Below are 19301 nucleotides of genomic sequence, written 5' to 3' on the forward strand. Positions count from 1 at the left end.
AGTACTTCGTTAGGTTGATTTGATCTTGGTGGTCGTGGCGGTGCATGCTGCGGCTCGTGGATCTTGGTGAGGTGGAGAAGCTCCGCGGGGACCTCGGTGATTTCGTGGCTGAGGTCTTCGCGTCCCTGACGCGCAAGGACCAGCGCCGGCAAGGAGATTGCTATCTGCGGGGGCTGATGCTGGACGGGCGGCGCAAGTCCATCCAGCCGATGGCCGGGCGGCTTCCGGACGGCAACATGCAGGCCCTGCAGCAGTTCGTCAGCCAGTCGCCGTGGGACCACGTCCCGGTGCTGCGGAAGATCGCCCGAAAGATGACCTCCGCCATCACCCCCGAGGCATGGGTGATCGACGACACCTCGTTCCCGAAATCCGGCGACCAGTCGGTGGCCGTCTCCCGGCAGTACTGCGGCGCGCTGGGCAAACGCTCGCCCTGCCAGGCCGGAGTGAGCGTCCACGCCGTCACCGACCGGGCTTCGTGCCCGCTGTCGTGGCGGCTGTTCGTGCCGCCGGAGTGGGACGACCGGGACGATGACCGCAGGGGGCGGACCGGTCTCCCGCCGGAGGTCGGGCACGTCGAGAAGTGGCGGTTGGCGATCGACATGCTGGACGAATCGATCACCTGGGGACTTGCTCCGCAGGTCGTCGTCGCTGACGCCGGCTACGGCCAGTCCGCCGCCTTCCGTCACGCTCTGCGCTCCCGGCACTTGGACTACATCGTCGCCGTGCGCGGGGACGAGACGGCCCACCCCTTCGACGCGGAACCGGTGGCGCCCGCATACAGCGGCGCCGGCAGGCGCACTCTGCCCCGCTACCGCACCGCCACGCTCGCCCTTCACGAGCTCGCCACCGAGGAAGGCCGCCAGGCGTTTCGGCAGGTCACCTGGCGCCAGGGAAGCCGCGGCGCGATGCGCTCGCGGTTCAGGGTCCTGCAGGTGCGGCCCGCCGGGAAGACCCCGCGGACGCTCGCCGCCGCCGACGCCGGAGGCGGAGCCGCCTGGGACGGCGTGCTGCCGGCCGAGACCCTGCTGGTCGAATGGCCCCCCGGTGAGAACGCACCCACGGACTACTGGCTCACCGGCCTCCCGCCCGACACCCCGATCCGTAAGCTCGTGCGCCTGGCCAAGATCCGCTGGCGCATCGAGCACGACTACCGCGAGATGAAGCACGGCCTCGGCCTGGACCACTTCGAAGGCCGCACCTGGCGCGGCTGGCACCACCACGTCACCCTCGTGACCGCCGCCCACGCCTTCCTCACCCTCCGACGCCTCGACCCAAAAGCCGAAGCGCCGGCCTGACCTTCTACCAAGTCCTCGACACCCTCCAGGACCTGATACGGGCCTGGACCGGCGAATGCCCCACCTGCCACCGCGACTTACCCGACACACAACAACAACCCCGCAGTCACGGAAGCACAACCTAACGAAGTACTACTAGTGCGGCGCGTCGATGGGGTAACCACCGTCACGAAGTGCGCCCGCCTTCTCGACCACCGTGACCGCGAATCCGTAGCGGTTCAGCCGGGACGCGAGGGTGGGCCCCGCGACGCCGTCGGCCAGTCACTGATCACCACGATCCGGCGCACCCTCGACAACCCCCTCACCGGCCTGACCAAGGTCGCCGAACTTGAGGACGCCCTGGTCACGTTCTCGATGCGCATCGCGACCGGCATGCTCGGCTCGGCCGAGTACGGAACGCTGCAACGACTGGTCCGCGTGGAATCCGGCCACCTGCCGCACGAGGGCTACAACCCCATGGCCGACACCCCCGACGAGGCGATTGCCGAGCGGTTCGCCGCCTTCACCGAGGCCGGGCTGCTCGACGTCCCCGACCTCCGACTCGCGGCCGACCAGTTCATCGCGCTGGCCTTCGGCGTCGCGCTGGACAGGCTCGGTTCCGCGAACGTCGCGGAGAACACCCGCGTCCGGCCACTCGTCGTCGAGGGAGTGCGGACCTTTCTCCGGGCATACCGAACCACGTAGGGCGGGGACGACACGAAAGAACAGTGCCCCGCCTGCCCACGTCTCCTCCCTCTGCTCCTCCCCCTTCGCGCGTGCGAGTTCATCGCACTGGCGCTCGCGCCACTGACGGCACCGGCACTCCACCGACCGCTCACTCACCCGCAGCGCGGCCGCGATCTCCCTGTTCTTCGCTCCGCTCTCGAAGCGACCGACCACCTCCAGCCGGATCCGCTCCCCTGCAACCAAGGACTGAACAGCACAGCCTGTGCCGACACCCCAGCCCCTGGGACTCTCGGTTCGATCTGAGCGGCATACAGAGGGTCAGGAAGGCACCGAAACCATCTGTGCTTCGCTCAAGGGAAAGCACTCCGTGGAACCCATACATCGCGCTCAGAGCCGAAGAGGAGCAGCCTCAACCACCATCGGCGCATGGGGGTTACCGCCCCCGGAAGGCGCAGGCTCGCCCGCCATCCGGCCGGCATCCTGCCCTCACTGACCGCCGCGGACCTCGACTCGGGTGCGACGGACCCGGGCACCCATGAGGCAGTCCGCCTGCCCGGCCCCGCCCTGGCGCTGCTCAGTACGAGCAGGCCATTGCGGCGCCAGGTCCAATGAGAGCAACCCGCGCAGCGACAGGCACACTGCTTTCCGACGGGCCCCGGGTCTCGTCTCCGGAGCGAAGGGTGTGCATGCGAACGACACCCTCCGCGCCTGCCGTGCCACCGTCTCAGCCGCGGATGATGTTCTCCGCCTGCGGGCCCTTCTGCCCCTGCCCGATGTCGAAGGTCACCTGCTCGCCCTCAATGAGCTCACGGTAGCCGCTACCGGAAATGTTCGAGTAGTGCGCGAAGACATCCGGCCCCCCGCCATCCTGCGCAATGAAGCCGAAGCCCTTCTCGGAGTTGAACCACTTCACTGTTCCGCTGGCCATGCCTCATCCTTCGATCAATCCTGGGACGCCCAGGCTGAGCGTTCCAACTGCCGTCATCCCGGCAATCGAACGCAGTCCTACCCCGCTGCCTACCCGCCTACCCCACCTGCGGGCGCTTGCCGCAGCGTAGTTGAGCAACCCGGGCGGACCACCATCAGCAAGGAGGATCCTCGTGCGGTCCTGACCGGCTGGCGCAGGCGGTGTTTCGCAGAGCAGCCGTCAGGCTTGCCTCCCATTTCTTGCAGATCAGCACTGCCGTGGAGGGGCCGTGGGTCAGCGGGGGCACCAGGTGCGGATCCGAGGTGGGTGATGGCGGCGTCGGGATGGGCGCGGCCGGCTTCGACGAGCCATGGGTGGATGGCGGCGCGGCTGGCTCGCAGGAGGGCGGCGGCGGTGTTGGTCCCGCCGTCTCGGCGGAAGACTCTGAGGGTGAGGTTGCGCAGGCTGGCTTTGGTGCGGTGCAAGGCGCCGGTGCGAACCCTGGAGTCGTCTTCACGGAGGGTCCGATCGCGCATCTGGTGCAGGACGACCGCTCTCGCTGTCCGTCCGTCGATAGAGGTGCAGGCGGCCATCATGCGATTGATGTCCCGGATTGCCGTGGAGAACCCGAAGGACTGCGCGGACCAGGAATTGGCCGGCGCCCACCCGACACGACAGCCGGGTCACGGACCTGCCACAAGCCGAAACCTCCGCCCCGAAACAAACTTAAAGGGCCCGCCAGAATACTGACGGACCCTCACGCAAGATCGAGGTCAACTCGTCACAGGATTTCGATGGCGTTGACCTTCGGCGGGCGGTTCGGGAAGGAGATCTCGTGCCACCGTTCGATTTTCACCGAATCACCATTGGCGTCGTAGTAGATCAAGTCATTGTTCCCCGTGGAGATCTTGTCGATCCACCACCCACCGAAGGAGGTCTTCCCGCGGTTCGCGTAGCAGTCCACGCTCTCACGCCCGTCGCTGTGCGACCAGATCTTCAAGAAGTTCTCTCCGCCGCGACAGGGGACGTGATCGATGGCGAAAGCGTTGCTGGTCGGCATGGTCATGGTGAACGCGGCGGCTGCAGCGAACGCCACGGCCATGGAGCGCGCAGCCCTCGTCGTTTTTGAGATCACAATTTCTCCCTGTTCCGAATGCCGAACCCGGAGCTCACTTCGCAGCCAGCGCGGGCGGCGTCGCACTGAACAAGCATTCGGTGAATCCCGCAGTACGGCCATCACGTCGTATCGTCTGGCACTTACGCAACAACGGTCCCGTAAAACTGTCGCGCCGGGCAATCTGCTTTATGGCCCTCGGCTGGAATGTGCCCCCGGATGTCCAGATTGGGTCCAGCGAGGGGAGCCGATCCTGTTCTTGTCATATCTGCGGCGAACCACCATGTGGCACTAGGTGGCGCTCGGGGCTCGACCCATCGCGAGGGTCGGCAGCACAGCGATTGACGGAATATCCGAGTCGGCTTATCGGACTTCTAATTTTTGATCAGAAACTCAATGGGTTCTCGTCCCCGGGGCTTGGGTGATCGCGAAGTGTCCCGTTTCGTCAGGTGGGTCCGAGAGGGATAGGGGGCGGTGGTAGTCGCGGGCGGCTCGCCGGACGGCTGCGGCGATGTTCTCCGCGCCGTTCCGTCTGGGGACGCCGGCGGCAAGGCTGCGCAAGGACGCGACGGTACGGGGCAGTTGACCGGTGCGGGCTTTGGTTTCGTCCTCGCGGTAGGTGCGGTCGCGGACGTGGTGCAGGAAATCCTCGACGCCCAGTGAGCCCCTTCCAACCTGGCTGTGAGATCGAGGGGTTGCGGTGACGGGACAACGAAGCCCCAGGTAGATGGGTTGTCGACTAACAGCAACCTTCTCCGCCTAGAGCCCCGAGTCATTGCCCACCCATCCGGGCTGTATCTGTCCACATCTGTCCGCACCCTTGTGTATAGCCGGTCACTGACCGGTTAGGGTCCGCGGGTGTTGAGCAGATCCAGGTGGACCGTGCACTTTGTGAGCCGCGACTTATCTACGCCCCCGGCCACCCGCTCCTTCCTGGACGTACGGCCCGGCGACCTGGTGGCGTGGCTGGATGAGGCAGGCCTGCCGGACGGCCTGCCGTTCCTGCTCTCGCCGCGATTCGAGTACGACGTCGAGCTGAACACGTACTTCGTCCAGGCGAATCTGACGGGGCCGTGGAACAGCAACGCCAACCGTGCCCGCGCTCTAGCCCGGTTCTTCACGTTTCTGCACTCTTCGCGCGGCGGGAAGTCGTGGCGGGCTGCCACGGAGGCGGATCATCTTGCGTTCCACCAGTGGCGCCGTCGGGATGAGGCAGGGCCGCATGTCGAGGGCAGTACCTGGAATCACGAGGTGTCGCTGGTCAACCAGTTCTACGAGTGCGCAGTTCGCCAGCGCTTCGTCGCGGCTGTCCCGATCCCGCACCGCGCTCGCCGCCTCCCGCCGATGGGTTCGGTGGTGCGGTCCTTCGACTCGTCGACGGTCCCGGCGACCTATGCGCATGACGAGAACGGGGAGCGCATCGAGTGGATGCCGCCGGCGACCTACCGGCTCTGGCGGGACGTGGGGATTCGGGGCTACGGCCCGGACGGGCTGCCCTCTGGCCGGTTCCGCGGCCGGTGGGCGGCGCGCAACGCGACGTTCAGTGACCTCATGGTCCGCACGGGGCTGCGGCTGACCGAGCAGGCCAGCGTCACCGTCTTCGAGATCCCCACCAGCCTTGCCCTGGGCGGATATCAGCGGTTCTGGCTGCCCGGGGTGATCGCGATGAACTTCTCAGCCCGGTGGGTCTACGTCCCGCACAGCACCGTCCAGGAGGTGATCGCCTACGTGGAGTGGGACCGGGCCGAGGTGGTCGAACAGGCCCGGGCAGCGGGCCGCTATCAGCGCATCCGCCAGCCCCTGGTCATCGAGGACCCATCTCGCCCGGATGTGGTGCACCGGCTCAGCGCGGGCGGTGTCCACCGGACGCGGCTGCAAGACCTTTCACCGGTCGAGCGACGGCGGCTCTTGCGGGAAACCGAGGACGGTCTGGAGCCCGCGATGCTCTGGCTGAACGAGAACGGGCTGCCGATGTCGGTCTCCGGCTGGCAGGCGGTGTTCTCCACGGCCAACGACCGCTGCCGCAAGGCCAACGTGCTGGTCGAGGCACACGCCCACCTTCTGCGTCACACGTTCGCGGTGGTCACCCTCGAACAGCTCCAGCGGGCCCACATCGCTCAGCTCGCCGAACTCAACCCCGAGCAGCGAGGCCACTACACCCGGATTTTCGGCGACCCGCTGGACTGGGTCCGCCGCAGGCTCGGACACCGGTCGATCCTGACGACCTTGATCTATCTGCACGCTCTGCAGGAGCTGGAGATGGAAACCCGCATGGCCCTGGTCCCGGACACCTGGGACGACCCGAGAGATACCCCGCTGACCCAGATCGGCGATGACGCCGTCCCGGCCGACGCTGAACAGGAAGCGGTTCGGTGACCCGCCGGGGCCGCGGCAGCACGGGGCCAGGCCGTCCGTCGGCCTTGCCGCCGGGCGAGTACGACCCGCCGGGCCCAGTGAGGGCAGGTCCTGCGCGCGCGACTGTGGTCTTCTTCCACGGCGACGACGGCCGGCACGACGTCTTCGACGTGGCCCGGCTGCCGCTGCCGGGCTGGTGGATTCCGCTGGCCGGGGCCTTCGCCCAGCGCACGGGTCCGGGCGGCGCACTGCGCACTCGCACACTGCGCACTCGCACCTCAGCGTCGGGAGCCTGGTGGTGCCTGGGCCGCTGGATGCGGTTCCTGGCCAAACTTCCCACTCCCCCGCCGATCCCGGCCGGCTCACCGCCGCTCACGTCGAAGGGTTCGTACGGTTCCGCACGGCCCAGGCGGGCGAGGAAACGGCCTTCAAGGACGTGCAGGACATCAAGCTCCTGCTCGACATGGACGCGATCGTCTCGCTCCTGGCACCCGAAGCCCGGGACTCCTTGATCCGCCGGCAGCCAAGATCCCGCAGCTTCGGCCAGGCCGGCTACTCCGACGGCGAGTTCGAGCGGCTGCTGGCCGCGGCACGGGCCGATGTTGCCCAGATCCGCGACCGGATCGGGGCCGGAGACGAACTGGTACGCCGCCACGGCGATGGCGTCGACGACGGGAAGGCGGCCCTACTGGCCGACATGGCTGCCAGCGGAAGGGTTCCACGGCTGAGCGATGACGGTCGTCATGACCATCTGACGCGACGGATCGCGCTGGCCCAGCACCTGTTTCTGCACCTGCGGGACCTCGCGCCGCTGATGGTCTTGCTCTGTGCTCTGACCGAACGCAACGGCGAGACAATCAAGGAACTGCCCGCACAGCACAAGATCCTGGACGGCCAGGCTGTCGAACTCACCCTCATCAAACGGCGCCGCGGCCCGCGGCGATGGTTCGAGACGGTCACCTGGGAGATCGGCCCTCCGCACCGGGCCCTGCACACCCCCGGTGGTCTCTACCTGCTGATCCACAAGCTGACAGCCCGCAGCCGAGCTTTCTGCGGCTCGGACCGGCTCTTTTGCGCATGGCGCAACATCCTCGAGGTTGGAGGCGACGACGTTGCCGAGCACTACCCGCCGTTCGCGGACAAGCTCTGGGGCGAGGTGAAGCTCTCGAAATGGGCCGGGGACCGCCGGCGCCCGCTGCTGGCGGATGCCGCCGAGGGCCGTGAGGCGAAGCCGCTCCAGGTGACCTTCAACCGGATCAAGACCAGCACCGAAGTCCGCCGCACACGCCGGCTGGGCGGACATCTGCCGTCGGCCGCGAAGTCGAACACGATGCAGGTCCTCTTCCGCAACTACCTGGGCGGTGACCCTGTCATCGTCGAGTGGGCCCACCAGGTTCTCGGCGAGGCGCTCGTCGACGCCGAGCAGGCCGCACTTCGCGCGCACGAGCAGGTGCTGAACGCCGCCGGCGGCTCCTTGCGGGTGGTGACCGGCCCGGCCGACGCCGGAGCGATGCAACGCGGAGCGGGCCTGGATGCCGAGTCGGCCCGGCGGGCGGCCGACGGCGAACTCGACACCGCCTGGACCGCCTGCGGCGACCACGTCCACCCAGCGACCGGGAAGACCTGCGAGGCATCCTTCCTGGCCTGTTTCCACTGCGGGAACTGCCTGGTCACCCGCGATCACCTGCCCCGGTCGCTGGGACTCATGGATGCCCTGGCCGAGCGTCGCCTGACGATGAGCGAAACCGCGTGGTGGCGCCGCTACGGGCCGGCCTGGGCCGCGGTCCGCCACGACATCCTCGCGAAGTTCAGCCCCGCGGACGCGAGCACGCAGAGCGGGTCAAGCCAACCGACGCCCTGCTGGATCTGGTTGAGGAACCCTGGGAGCAGATGTGACCGCCCTCGCCCGCAGCGTCTCCATCCCCGGCGACGACGTCTTCGTCCTCCATGACCGGCCCCTGCGGGACGGCGTCGCCCTGGAGGAAACCTCGCAGTTCGGCGATGACGTCTGGCGGCTGCAGCCCGCGATCCACAAGAGCAGCGGCCGCAACCTGATCCTGAACTTCAACCGCTTCCCGGCCCGGTTCCGACCGGTTGCCAAGCAGCTGGCCTACGCCATGCTGTCCGGGCCCCTCCCGCAAGGAGAGAAGCGCTGCAAGGTCGAGGGAGTACGGTGCGCGTCCACCGAACTCTTCCGCTTCCTGACCTGGCTGGACAGCCAGGCCGAACCCCGATGCCAGAAGCTGGCTACTCTGACCGGCGCCGACCTCCTCGCCTACCAGCGGCACCTTGTCGGGCTGTTCCCCAATGCGGCGACACAGCGGGAAACCTGCCGGGCGAAAGTCCGGTTGTTCTGGCGCTGGCGGCACAACCTCAGTGACTGGCTGCCCTTCGACCCCCTTCACATCGACGGGTGGGGCGAACCCGATGCTGGCGGACAAAGGCGGGGCGAGAACCGCACCAGCCGGATTCCCGAAGAGGTCCTCGGACCGCTGTTCGTCTGGGCACTACGGTTCATCGACCTCTTCGGCCCCGACATCATCGCCGCCGACCAGCAGTGGAGGAAGACCCGGTTCGTCGGGGTCTACCAGCGGCTTCCGGTCCGGAAGTTCCACAGGTCCACCGGCACCCTGCCCCAGGCGATCTCCGAGCATCTGGAAACGTACGTCACCAGCGGCCGGCCGCTGCCGGGCTGGCGGGGAGTCCCTAACCGGAAGGTCCTCGCCCAGCAGATCGGATGCAGCCGAAGGTCCCTGGACGAACCCGCCTACCAGGTGCTCATCGACCAGGCCGAGGCCAAGGTCGGGGTCAGCGAGAGCGCCGCCTTCGACATTCCGATCCGCGGCTCGCTCGACGGCCGGCCCTGGACCGGCGACATCGTCACGCACCCCGAGCAGCCCAACAGCCTCGCCGTTTTGGCCCGGCATCTCCAGGCTGCCGCCTATGCCGTGATCGCGTACTTGAGTGGCATGCGCGACTCAGAGGTCAAAGAGCTCCGACGCGGCTGCCTGCGGACCGAGCGGGATCCCGAGGGACGCCCCTACCGCTGGAAGGTCGACGGAATCGCCTTCAAAGGCGAGGACGACCCGAGAGGAGTGCCGGCGACCTGGATCGTCGGCGAACCCGTCGCACGAGCCATCGCGGTCATGGAAGCGCTCCAGCCGCCCGGCACCGACATCCTGTTCACCCGGCTCCCGCACGGCTACGGAACCCGCCACCGTGTCCGCGACGCAAGCGCCATGCTCAACAGCACCACCAACGAAAATCTGAACCACTTCGTCGCCTGGGTGAACGCCTACTGCGACCAGCACGGACGCGGCGACGCCATCCCGGCTGTCAACGGCAGGACGTTCCGGCTGATGACCTCGCACTTCCGCCGGACCCTGGCCTGGTTCATCGCTCGTCGGCCGGGCGGCTCGATCGCCGGAGCCCTGCAATACCGCCACCACGGCATCCAAATCTTCGAAGGCTATGCCGGCACCAGCGACTCCGGATTCCGCGCGGAAGTCGAAAGCGAACAAGCTCTTGCCCGCGGTGAGCACTACCTCGCCATGGTCGACGCCCACGAACACACCGAGCTGACCGGTCCGGCCGCCGCCGAAGCGGCCCGCCGCCTCGAAGGCTTCGGCCACCGGGCCCGCTTCCAGGGAATCGTCGTCACTGACGAACGGCGCCTGAAACGGATCATGGGACGGGAAGACCCTGCCGTCTACCCCGGCACCTACATCACCTGCGTCCACGACCACAGCAAGGCACTCTGCGAACGAGCCCGCAAAGGCCGCTTCGAAGGGCTGCCCGATCACGGCGAATGCCAGCCCCTCGCCTGCCGGAACGTCGCTCTGACCAGCAGCAACACCCAAGCCTGGCGGTCAGAACTCGACCGCATCGACCAGCGCCTGGCGGCACGGCCGCCGCTGCCGCCCCTCATGCAGCACCGCCTCGAGTCACAACGGGCCGAGATCACGATGTTCCTCAGCCGCAACACCAGCACCCCGGAGACCGCATGACCCGCCGCGTCGACTCCCCCTCCGAATCCCGAGTCCGGGCGGCACTGAAAGAGCTCCGCCAGCGAGCAGGCGACCACGGCACCCAGCCGAGCGTCCTGGCTCTGGCCAACAAGTTCGGCATGAGCAACACGATCTTCCGTCGCCACTTCCCCGACATCGCACAGGAGATTGCCGCCCTCCGGTCAGCACAGTCGACGCCAGGAGCCCCAAGCGAACCGACCCGCTACGACAGGCTCGTCGCCCGAAACGCCAAGCTCAAGCGTTACAACCGCGAGCTCACCGAGACCCTCACACTCGCCGCCTGCCACATCCAGCGAATCACCCTGGAGAACCAGAAGCTGAAAGAAGAACTTGAAGCCGCCACGGGCGTCGCTCGCCTGAACCCCATCCCCTCCAGGCGGTCGGCAACCAGCTCACTGCCCCGGAGCGGCGGGTGACGGCCGGGTCGACTGTCATTCGGCGAAATCATTACGAGGAGGGGCTGTCCGCGACCGGGGACGGAGCCGTTTCGGTCGTGGGCGTCGGAACTTTCCCCGTGGAGATATGTTCCTTCCGCCATGGCAGGAGAAGTGCGCTCGCCATGCACAGCACGCCGGCGATGAGCAGGACGCCGCGCACTCCGGTTGCGGTGGCGATCGTGCCACCGGCGATCATGAAGAGGGCCTGGCATGTCTTGGAGCCGACGGACCAGGAGGTGCCGACGCGGGACATGAACGCGTCGGGGGTGGCCGCCATGCGGTAGGTGGTGAACGACGGGCCAAAGACGCCGGCGGAGAAGAGCAGGCCGAAGTCGGCGGCCACGATGACGAACACGCCGAGGGCACCGGAGGGTGTCAGTGGCAGAAGGACTGTCCAGAGGGTGCGTGCGACACCGGACAGAAGCAGGATGCGCCGCTGTCCGTATCGTCGGGTGAGCAGCGGGGTCAGGCGTGAGCCCAGCACGCCGCCCAGGCACGGCAGTCCCAGAGCGAGTCCGTACTGCCACGGTGTCAGGCCGAGATCGTCCAGCATGAGGACGGCCATCAGTGGTGATGTCATCATGATGGATCCGCCGAAGAGGAGTGCGTTGAAGAACAGCGGCCGCAGTCCTGGGTGCCGCAGGAGGTACTGCCAGCCGGCGGCGATGTCACGGCCCAGGTGAGAGGTGGCGGAGCGTGTCGGTGGCGCGGGTTCGGGCTGCCGGATGCGGCGGACGCCTAGGGCGGAGCCGAGGAAGGACAGCGCGTCGACCACCACGGTGACGGCCGTGCCCAGTGCCCCGATCAGAAGCCCGCCGACGGGCGGGCCGGCGCTGACGGTAATCCAGTTGGTCGTCTCGAACAGGCTGTTGGCACGAAGGCGCTGGTCGGGGACGACAAGTGCCTTCAGATGCGCGCCACTCGCCGCGTCGAACGCGACAGACGCCGCCGTCTGGAGAACGCCGACGGCGCACAGGTGGATGAAGGTGAGCCTGTCGAAAGCCATGGCGACCGGAATGCTTGCCAGCACAGCGCAGCGGACCAGATCAGCGATGATCATGACCGGCCGCTTGTACTGGTGCTCGATACGCACACCGAGCGGCAGAGCGATCACCCCACTGGCCACTGCGGACAGCGCGGCGAGCACAGAGACCTAGAACGCTGAGGAATTCAGCACCAGAACGGCAATCAGCGGCAAAGCCCCCATGCCGACGGCACTGCCCGCCGCACTGACCGCGTAGGCGCTCCACAACCGCCGGAAGTCCTGCCCGAGCGCGCTCCGCCGCACCAACCGAACCTCCCGAGGTGTGAAGGCGCTCAGCGTAGCGACTGGGACCAGCCACCACCCCGTGATCAAGCCACCATCCGACTCAGGAGCACCCACGGGTTCATTCACAGCTTTGAGGAAGTGGTCAACGGTCAACTGCAAACCCTGGCCACAAACTTCCGCACTGCGGCTGCTGCTGCGGGGTTGGCCGCTCGGCGACGGGACCGGATCCGGTGTCCTGCGCGGCGCGGGCCTTCTTCACCCAGCCCCGCAGGGACTCCGAGCTGACCCCGAGCTCCCGGGCGACCTCGGTCACCGTCCGGCCCGACGACCGCACGAGCTCGATCGCGTCCCGCTTGTACTCGTCCGAGTACCGCTTCGTGTACTTGCTTCCCACCTGGCACTGCTCCCCCTGGGCTCTCACGGCCCAGTCTCCAGGTGTCCACGATCAAGGGGAAGCTTCACCGCGAGCTCGTAGACGTAGAACAGCGGCCGTCGCAGCCACTGCGGCGCGGGGGCGATCGCCCGTGGGTGCCACCAGCCCTCGTCGAGGGGTACCCCGTAGGCGAAGCCGCCGAGCCCACCGTCGTCGAGCACGATGGTCACGGAGAAGCCGGGCAGTGCCGCGTGTCCGGCCAACCGCTCGGCGAACGCGTCCGCGGCCGCGGCGTCCTCACCGTACGGCGGCTCTCGATAGACCCGGTGGTAGATGTCGCGGAACGCCTCGGGGTGGCGGACCTCGGCCGCGCGCTCAACCCTCCGCATCGTCCGATCGCCTCCCGTGTCCCCTGCCCGCGCCTCAAACGACGCCCGCCTGTGGTTCTTCGCCCCTCGGTGATCCCGCAGCCTCCCCGGCCGCCGTCGCCGGCCGGTCCGGGTCCCCACCCCAGGGCCTACCGCCGCAACCGGCTGCCCGCCGACGGCTGCCGCACACCGGTGGCCTCGCTCATGCGTCGCCTTCCTTCGGTGCGGGCTTGTGGGCCGAGAACGTCAGGCGGTCACCCACGCCGAGCGTGATGTCGACGTACCCCAGCGTCTGAAGGCGTACGAGAAAAGCGGCCGGCTCCACCGGGTTGTAGATGTCGTCCTCGTGGAACTCGTGCAGCGAATGGCTCGGAAGGCTGTCGGAGCCGACGAGGACGCCGCCCGGCCTGAGGACCCGCAAGATCTCCGCCAGCAGTCGGTTCTGGAGCGCCGCTGTCGGCACGTGGTGCAGCATCGTGAACGACGCCGCCGAGTCGAACGAGTCGTCGGCGAACTCCAGCTCGGTCCCGCTGCCGTGGTGGATCTCGACGTTCGTTCCGGCGTAGCGGTCGGCCAGGAGTGACGCCGCTTCGGCCTCGACCTCGACAGCCACCAGGCGCTCCACCCTGGTACGCAGCCACTCGGTCGCAGCCCCCGGACCGGGGCCGATCTCCAGCATCTCCCTACCGAGCTCGGCCCGGGCGATGGCGACCGGGAGCACACTGTCCTGGAGATGGGCGGCCCACTCGGGGCTCGCGCACAGCTCAGCATGTCTTTTGTTCATGACGGCAACGCTAAGCACCGGCGCCACCGTCTCAAAGGCCGTACCCTTCCACGCCATGTCGAGAAACGGACACGACGGCGCACTCGTGCTCATCGGCACCTTCCCGATGCCGGCGGGGACACGGTTCAATCGGCACACCCACCAGAGGCACCAGCTGGCATGGGCCTCCAGCGGCACACTCACGGTCGGTGCGGACGCGCGGACCTGGGTGCTGCCGACCACACGGGCGCTGTGGCTCCCGGCCGGAGTGCCGCACGAGGTGCTCTCGGCGAGCCGCAGCACCATGACGTCGCTCTACCTCTCCGCGGCGCCGACAGGCGCCCCGGGCCCATGGACCGCACCCCGGCCGGTCGAGGTCCCCCGGCTGCTCGCGGAACTCATCCTCTTCCTGGACGATCCGAGCCTTGACGCCGCACGCCGGGCACACGGCGAGGCGCTGCTCCTCGATCTGCTCAAGCCGGTGGCCGTGACCACACTCGACACTCCCCTACCGGCCGACCCGCGCGCCCGTGAGGTCGCCCAGGCACTCCTCGACGATCCGGCCTGCGGGCTCTCGCTCGATGCCTGGGGCCGCCGGGTCGGCGCCTCGGGCCGCACGCTCGCCCGGCTGTTTCTGTCCGGTGCCGGTATGCCGTTCGGCCGATGGCGCATGCTCGTCCGTCTCAATGCGGCGCTGCCCGCCCTGGCTGCCGGCGAGCCGCTGAACCGGGTGTCACGGGCCGTCGGCTACGAGACGGTCAGCGCGTTCGTCGCGGCCTTCAGGCGCGAGACCGGCGTCACGCCGGGCACGTACTTCCAACCGCGCCGCCCCCACTCGGACCGATCAGCTCCGTAACGCCGTTCACGCCAGGATCACCATCGCCCCCCTTTGCTGAGCACGTACTCGGCCGGGCGGCCCAACCACAGCGCCCCTCGTCGACCGAGCAGTGATCCACCCCGGTGGAACCGGCATCGACCACCGTGTGTCACCAGACCTTCGCGAGCCGCACCCCGAACAGGGGCATTCCGGGCATCTCATACCCAGGCGGTGAGCGGGCCCCTCCGCCTCGCCTTGACAGCCCTCCACCACCAAGACCATGATTCCATTAATTGACTAATGGAATTGAGGCGAAGTGCATGGCAGACGCATTCACTCCGGGCGGCACGTCCGGTGCCTGGGCGCTGGAGGCCCGCGGCCTGGGTAAGCGCTACCGTCGCGGCTGGGCGCTGCGCGACTGCTCGTTCCGGCTGCCGGCCGGACGGATCTGCGGGCTCGTCGGCCCCAACGGGGCCGGAAAGAGCACCCTGTTGGGGCTCGCGACCCGGCAGGTGCAGCCGACGGACGGTGAGCTCCGTCTCTTCGGCGTGCCGGTGGACGATCCCTCGGTGATGCCGCGATTCGCGTTCCTGGGGCAGGACAAGCCGTTGTTCAAGCGGTTCACCGTGGCGGAGACGCTGCGCCTGGGCAGCGAGCTCAACCCGGACTGGGACATGGCCGCGGCGGAGCGGATCGTGCGGTCGGGCCAGGTGCCGATGAACGCCCGTGTCGGCACTCTCTCCGGTGGCCAGCGCACCCGCGTCGCGTTCGCGCTCGCCTTCGGCAAGCGGCCCGACCTGCTGCTGCTCGACGAGCCGATGTCCGACCTCGACCCGCTGGCCCGCCACGACATGAGCACCCTGCTGATGTCGGAGGCCGTCGAGCGCGGCACGACCGTGGTGATGTCCTCGCACATGCTGTCCGAGCTGGAGGACATGTGCGACTACCTGCTGGTCCTCGCCGATGGCAAGATCCGGATGGCGGGCGACGCGGACGCGCTCGTCCCGGCGCACGCGCTGGTGACGGGGCTCGTCACGGACGGGAACCCGGCCGACCTGCTGGCCCCCCACACGGTGATCGAAATCCGCGTCCAGGGCAGGCAGTTCCAGGCGCTGGTGCGGACGAACGGCCCGCTGGGGGCCGACTGGGTCGTCGCCGAACCCAGTCTGGAGGAAGTCCTGCTGGCGCATCTCCGCTCGCCGGACATGCCCCCCTTGTACACACCCGGTGCCCGCATCGAGGCCGAAGGGATCCACAGCTCATGAGCGCCACCCTGACCGACACCCCCCGGACCGGCCGGACGCCCGGGCCCCGCCTGCTGCGCGGGCTGAACTGGCTCGTCGTACGCCAGCACCGGGCCGCACTGCTCTCCCTGCTGGCCGTGATGGTTCTCGGCTCGATCTGGCTCGTCTACCAGCGCGGAGAGATGACCCAGGCGCTCGAAGCGGCCGGCTGGCCGGAGAAGCAGCCGGCACAGCCGACGTACGCGTCGACAGGGCTCAGTCTCACCCTCACCGCCCTGAGCGGGCTGCCCATGATCCTCGCCGTCTTCCTCGGCGCCCCGCTGGTCGCGGGCGATCAGGAACACGGCACCGCGCAGCTGATCACCACCCAGTCCGTGTCCCGCCGCCGCTGGCTGACGGCGAAGCTCGCCTGGTGCTACGGGGCGGTGATCGTATCCAGCGCGGTGCTCTCGGCCTTCTTCACCTGGTGGTGGAAGCCCTACCGTTCGGTGTTCCCCAGCCTGTGGCCGGATGGGCAGATCTTCGACAGCACCGGTCCGGTACTCCCCGCGCTGTGCCTCTTCCTGACCGCCGCCGGCATCACCATCGGCATGCTGCTGCGCCGAGTCGTCGTGGCCATGGCGGTCACGTTCGTCTTCGCCGGATTCGTCGAGGTCCTCTGGGGCGAACTGCGCGTGTACCTCGCGCCGTCGCGCACGCTCACCTACCCGCTCGATGCCGACATGCCCGCACGGCTGAACGAGTCGCACGAGCTGGACCGCTGGATCAGCTCCGCCGACGGGCATCTCTACGGCTGGGGGCTGTGCAGCAAGGCCACCGAGGCGGCCTCGGACGCCTGCATCAAGGAGCACGGCATCGTCAACAACGTCTACGAGTACCTCGGTTTCGACCAGATGCCGTCCATGCAGTGGACCGGGGCGGGCATCCTGCTCGCTGCCGGCGCCGTACTCACCGCGTTCGCCCTGTGGCGGGTCTCCCGGAGCCCCCTGTAGGACCGGCCACCGCGGGTGCATATCGTTTCGGCAGTCCAACGGGAGGTGAAGACGGTGGTCGTGTTCCGCATCGACAGACGCAGCGGAGTGGCAACGTACCTCCAGATCGTGCGGCAGGTCGAACAGGCGCTGCGCATGGGCGCCCTGGAGGAGGGTGACCGGCTGCCCACGGCGGCACAGGTCGCGGCGGAGACCAAGGTCAACCCGAACACGACCCTCAAGGCGTACCGCGAGCTGGAGCGCGCGGGCCTCGCCGAGGTACGGCAGGGGGCGGGCACCTTCATCACCCGCTCCCTCGCCACGGCCCAGGAGGACCCCGACTCCCCGTTGCGTGCCTCGCTCGCCGCGTGGCTGGACGAGGCCCGGGTCCAGGGGCTCAGCGGCCAGGAGGTCACCGCCCTCTTCCGGTCGGCGTACGCGGCGGTGTATCCGTCCGGGACCGACGGGTGAGGGATGGTTCCGTACTCCTCGTCGATCGTCGACGGAGTACGGAACCATGCCCAGTCCCGCCCAGTCCCGCTCACTCCCCTGCGGGGTAGTCGCCCGTGGCGCCGTCGGTCCGTTCGCGCAGCAGGTCGGCGTGGCCGTTGTGGCGGGCGTACTCCTGGATCATCACCAGGTACACCCAGCGGAGGCTGACGGGCCGGCCACGGGTCGTCGACTGGAATGTCTCGTCGAGACCGCGCCCGGCCACAGCGGCCTCGCACGCCTCGACCTCGGCGCGGAACGCGGCGTAGTCGCGTTCCGCGTGCGCGGCGTCGACGCCGTCGATGCCCCCGTCCCCGTCGTCGGGACCGGCGAAGAGGTCACCGATCGGCTCACCCGCGAAACTCCGCCGGAACCACCAGCGTTCGACCTCCGCCATGTGCCGGACCAGGCCGAGGAGCGTGAGGTTCGACGGTTCGGCGGCGGTGCGGGCCAGTTGCGCCGGGCCGAGTCCGGCGCACTTGGTGAGCAGCGTCTCGCGATGCCATCGGAGCCAGCCCTCCAGCAGCACGCGCTCGTCCGCGGTGCTGGGAACGTTCAGCTGGTCGCCGTCGGCCGTCGTACGTTCGATGCGGGGTGCTGTCCATGTCATGGCGGCCATCCTCACACCGCGCACACCGCGTTCAGGTCAGTTCCCGGACCAGCGGTTCCGCGTCCTCCATGAGGAAGAGGTGCCCGCCGTCGGGGACGGTGTGCAGTTCGGCGCCGCCGATCTGCGCGTGTGCCCAACGCGCCACCTCGATGGGGACGTTGCCGTCCGCGTCGCCGTGGAGGAACACGGTCGGTACGGAGACCGTGCTCAGCGGGGCGGGCAGCGGGCGGGAGTAGCCGGCCAGATCGGCCACGGCCGCGTCCATGCCCTGGCGCCGGGCCTCGGTCGTGTCCAGGTCGGACAGTGCCCGGAACTCAGGGGTGCTCATGACCAGCCGGTCGGCCCGGGGCCAGCCGGAGAGGTTCGGCTCGCGGTTCCTCATCTGCTTGAAGATCCCTGTTCCCGCGAGCATCGAGCGGCCGACCGGCGGGGCCCAGCGGACGATGCGGTTCGCCCACGCCACCATCGGGATCCGGCGTGCGTACGCCTCCTTGGGTGCTCCGGGAACGGCCGCGCAGGCCAGGATCAGCTTCGTGATCCGGCCAGGGTGGGACTGGGCCGCGGACAGCGCGTATCCGCCGCCGCCGGAGATCGCCACCAGCGTCGCCCGTTCCCGGCCGAGGTGGTCGAGCAGGGTCACGAAGTCGTCGTTCCAGCGGTGGAAACCACGGCCGGGCACCGGATCGGTCTCGCCGTATCCGGGGCGGTCCGGGAAGATCAGACGAATGCCCGCGTCCGTCGCGGTCTGCCGCAGCGCGACGCCCTCGTAGCGGCTGCCCGGGGTGCCGTGCAGCACGATCACGGGCGGGGCGGCGGGGTCACCGTACGAGCAGTACGCGATACGGCGGCCACCGGGGGCCGTCAGCCGGACCGTCTCGGGCAGGTCCTGCAAGGCGGGGGTCATCTCTGCTCCTCGTGCGGTACGGGGGTGGTGGCAGCGGCGGCGATCCCGCCGATGACGAGGTCGAGGCCGTAGGCGAACCGGCGGCCGTAGTCGTGGTGGTCGGCGAACACCGACACCGCCCGGCGCTCGGGCGGGATCTGCATCAGTTCCAGGTCGCCGCGGCCGAGGCGGATCGCCACATGGCCGGTGACGAAGTCGTGCAGGGTGCCGTACGCGTACACGGCGGACGCCTCGTCGAGCCCCGCGGCCCCCAGCGCCCTGACGACCCGCAGTGCGACGTCGTCCGCGCCGGGGCCGACGAGGGAGGCACGGCGGTGTGCTTCGAGGACGACGGGGTGCCGCATGAGCAGGTCGTGGAGCGTCTCGGCGAACAGCCGGACGACGCCGCGCCAGTCGTCCGGCCAGTCCACGGCTCCGGTCACCTCACCGACGATCCGGGACACCAGCGCGTGCTGGAGCGCATCGATGCCGCCCGTCGTGCGGTGGATCGCCATCGGTGACACCCCCAGCCGGTCGGCCACCACACGGAAGGTCACCGCGTCGAGTCCCCGGTCGTCGGCGATCTCCGTGGCCGCGTCCAGGATCGCGTCGAGCGTCACCGCCCTGGGACGGCCGCTCTTCGGAGTGCTTGCCTTCTCGACCACCATGCCGCCACCATATCGATACGCGTAACGAAACAGCAATGGGAGC

21 protein-coding genes are annotated in these 19301 nt (G+C 68.7%); 12 read left to right on the forward strand and 9 right to left on the reverse strand.

Annotation, left to right across the window (positions count from 1 at the left end; all coding sequences use genetic code 11):
- The first annotated feature begins 56 nt into the window (after nt 1-56).
- The 3 genes from ACIOMQ_RS24195 (at nt 57) to ACIOMQ_RS24205 (ending at nt 2573) form a co-directional block, all read left to right on the forward strand.
- A complete protein-coding gene (locus ACIOMQ_RS24195; protein WP_402190255.1) occupies nt 57-1295 on the forward strand; it encodes an IS701 family transposase in 1239 nt (412 codons plus the stop codon).
- A 138-nt stretch (nt 1296-1433) separates the two neighbouring features.
- Nucleotides 1434-1979: a TetR/AcrR family transcriptional regulator C-terminal domain-containing protein gene (locus ACIOMQ_RS24200; protein ID WP_402190258.1), complete on the forward strand. Its 546-nt coding sequence runs from the start codon at nt 1434-1436 to the stop codon at nt 1977-1979.
- Between the two features lie 408 nt (nt 1980-2387).
- Entirely contained in the window at nt 2388-2573 is a 186-nt protein-coding gene (locus tag ACIOMQ_RS24205; RefSeq protein ID WP_402190260.1) for a hypothetical protein, read from the forward strand.
- Between the two features lie 112 nt (nt 2574-2685).
- Here ACIOMQ_RS24205 and ACIOMQ_RS24210 read toward each other — a convergent pair whose 3' ends face one another.
- Together ACIOMQ_RS24210 and ACIOMQ_RS24215 are read right to left on the reverse strand one after the other, a co-directional pair.
- Nucleotides 2686-2889: a cold-shock protein gene (locus ACIOMQ_RS24210; RefSeq protein WP_362196816.1), complete on the reverse strand. Its 204-nt coding sequence runs from the start codon at nt 2887-2889 to the stop codon at nt 2686-2688.
- Between the two features lie 760 nt (nt 2890-3649).
- Nucleotides 3650-4003 carry a beta/gamma crystallin domain-containing protein gene (locus ACIOMQ_RS24215; protein ID WP_362196819.1) on the reverse strand — a complete coding sequence of 118 codons (354 nt, stop codon included), beginning with the start codon at nt 4001-4003 and terminating at the stop codon, nt 3650-3652.
- Between the two features lie 453 nt (nt 4004-4456).
- Here ACIOMQ_RS24215 and ACIOMQ_RS24220 point away from each other — a divergent pair, with 453 nt between their 5' ends.
- The 5 genes from ACIOMQ_RS24220 to ACIOMQ_RS24240 all read left to right on the forward strand — a co-directional run bounded on the left by ACIOMQ_RS24220 (nt 4457) and on the right by ACIOMQ_RS24240 (nt 10781).
- Complete coding sequence (locus ACIOMQ_RS24220; RefSeq protein WP_402190262.1) at nt 4457-4645, forward strand: hypothetical protein; 189 nt, start codon at nt 4457-4459, stop codon at nt 4643-4645.
- 219 nt (nt 4646-4864) lie between these two features.
- Nucleotides 4865-6358 carry a site-specific integrase gene (locus ACIOMQ_RS24225; RefSeq protein WP_402190264.1) on the forward strand — a complete coding sequence of 498 codons (1494 nt, stop codon included), beginning with the start codon at nt 4865-4867 and terminating at the stop codon, nt 6356-6358.
- A gap of 277 nt (nt 6359-6635) precedes the next feature.
- Entirely contained in the window at nt 6636-8288 is a 1653-nt protein-coding gene (locus ACIOMQ_RS24230) for a hypothetical protein (RefSeq protein WP_401941883.1), read from the forward strand.
- Entirely contained in the window at nt 8230-10344 is a 2115-nt protein-coding gene (locus ACIOMQ_RS24235; RefSeq protein WP_401941886.1) for a hypothetical protein, read from the forward strand. Before ACIOMQ_RS24230 ends, ACIOMQ_RS24235 begins: the two co-directional genes overlap by 59 nt.
- The gene (locus ACIOMQ_RS24240) at nt 10341-10781 is read left to right on the forward strand and encodes a hypothetical protein (RefSeq protein WP_362196831.1); all 441 of its coding nucleotides are present in this window, start codon (nt 10341-10343) and stop codon (nt 10779-10781) included. The genes ACIOMQ_RS24235 and ACIOMQ_RS24240 overlap by 4 nt, the downstream gene beginning before the upstream one ends.
- A 31-nt stretch (nt 10782-10812) precedes the next feature.
- Here ACIOMQ_RS24240 and ACIOMQ_RS24245 read toward each other — a convergent pair whose 3' ends face one another.
- From ACIOMQ_RS24245 to ACIOMQ_RS24260, 4 genes are all read right to left on the reverse strand, one after another.
- Nucleotides 10813-11949 (reverse strand): MFS transporter, encoded by a 1137-nt coding sequence (locus tag ACIOMQ_RS24245; protein ID WP_402190267.1) that lies wholly within the window; start codon nt 11947-11949, stop codon nt 10813-10815.
- Between the two features lie 265 nt (nt 11950-12214).
- Nucleotides 12215-12466, reverse strand: a complete 252-nt coding sequence (locus tag ACIOMQ_RS24250; RefSeq protein ID WP_362196834.1) for a transposase — start codon at nt 12464-12466, stop codon at nt 12215-12217.
- 23 nt (nt 12467-12489) lie between these two features.
- A complete protein-coding gene (locus tag ACIOMQ_RS24255; RefSeq protein WP_362196837.1) occupies nt 12490-12834 on the reverse strand; it encodes a hypothetical protein in 345 nt (114 codons plus the stop codon).
- Between the two features lie 181 nt (nt 12835-13015).
- Nucleotides 13016-13597, reverse strand: coding sequence for a class I SAM-dependent methyltransferase (locus tag ACIOMQ_RS24260; protein ID WP_401756107.1), 582 nt, complete (start codon nt 13595-13597; stop codon nt 13016-13018).
- A gap of 55 nt (nt 13598-13652) precedes the next feature.
- Between ACIOMQ_RS24260 and ACIOMQ_RS24265 the strand changes: the two genes are divergently transcribed.
- The 4 genes from ACIOMQ_RS24265 to ACIOMQ_RS24280 all read left to right on the forward strand — a co-directional run bounded on the left by ACIOMQ_RS24265 (nt 13653) and on the right by ACIOMQ_RS24280 (nt 17079).
- Nucleotides 13653-14432 (forward strand): helix-turn-helix transcriptional regulator, encoded by a 780-nt coding sequence (locus ACIOMQ_RS24265; protein ID WP_362196843.1) that lies wholly within the window; start codon nt 13653-13655, stop codon nt 14430-14432.
- Nucleotides 14433-14713: 281 nt separating this feature from the next.
- Nucleotides 14714-15658, forward strand: a complete 945-nt coding sequence (locus tag ACIOMQ_RS24270; RefSeq protein ID WP_402190271.1) for an ABC transporter ATP-binding protein — start codon at nt 14714-14716, stop codon at nt 15656-15658.
- Nucleotides 15655-16629 (forward strand): ABC transporter permease, encoded by a 975-nt coding sequence (locus ACIOMQ_RS24275; protein WP_401265895.1) that lies wholly within the window; start codon nt 15655-15657, stop codon nt 16627-16629. Before ACIOMQ_RS24270 ends, ACIOMQ_RS24275 begins: the two co-directional genes overlap by 4 nt.
- A 45-nt stretch (nt 16630-16674) precedes the next feature.
- Nucleotides 16675-17079: a GntR family transcriptional regulator gene (locus ACIOMQ_RS24280; protein ID WP_362196852.1), complete on the forward strand. Its 405-nt coding sequence runs from the start codon at nt 16675-16677 to the stop codon at nt 17077-17079.
- A gap of 70 nt (nt 17080-17149) precedes the next feature.
- On the opposite strand, the gene ACIOMQ_RS24285 is transcribed toward ACIOMQ_RS24280, so the two are convergent.
- From ACIOMQ_RS24285 to ACIOMQ_RS24295, 3 genes are read right to left on the reverse strand one after another with little or no spacing between them, the layout of a single operon-like run.
- Nucleotides 17150-17707, reverse strand: a complete 558-nt coding sequence (locus tag ACIOMQ_RS24285; RefSeq protein WP_402190274.1) for a DinB family protein — start codon at nt 17705-17707, stop codon at nt 17150-17152.
- Nucleotides 17708-17738: 31 nt separating this feature from the next.
- The gene (locus tag ACIOMQ_RS24290; RefSeq protein ID WP_401265900.1) at nt 17739-18611 is read right to left on the reverse strand and encodes an alpha/beta fold hydrolase; all 873 of its coding nucleotides are present in this window, start codon (nt 18609-18611) and stop codon (nt 17739-17741) included.
- Nucleotides 18608-19258, reverse strand: a complete 651-nt coding sequence (locus ACIOMQ_RS24295; protein ID WP_402128182.1) for a TetR/AcrR family transcriptional regulator — start codon at nt 19256-19258, stop codon at nt 18608-18610. Before ACIOMQ_RS24295 ends, ACIOMQ_RS24290 begins: the two co-directional genes overlap by 4 nt.
- Nucleotides 19259-19301 lie beyond the last annotated feature (43 nt).

It is taken from the genome of Streptomyces sp. NPDC087845 (assembly GCF_044742755.1).
GTDB lineage: Bacteria > Actinomycetota > Actinomycetes > Streptomycetales > Streptomycetaceae > Streptomyces.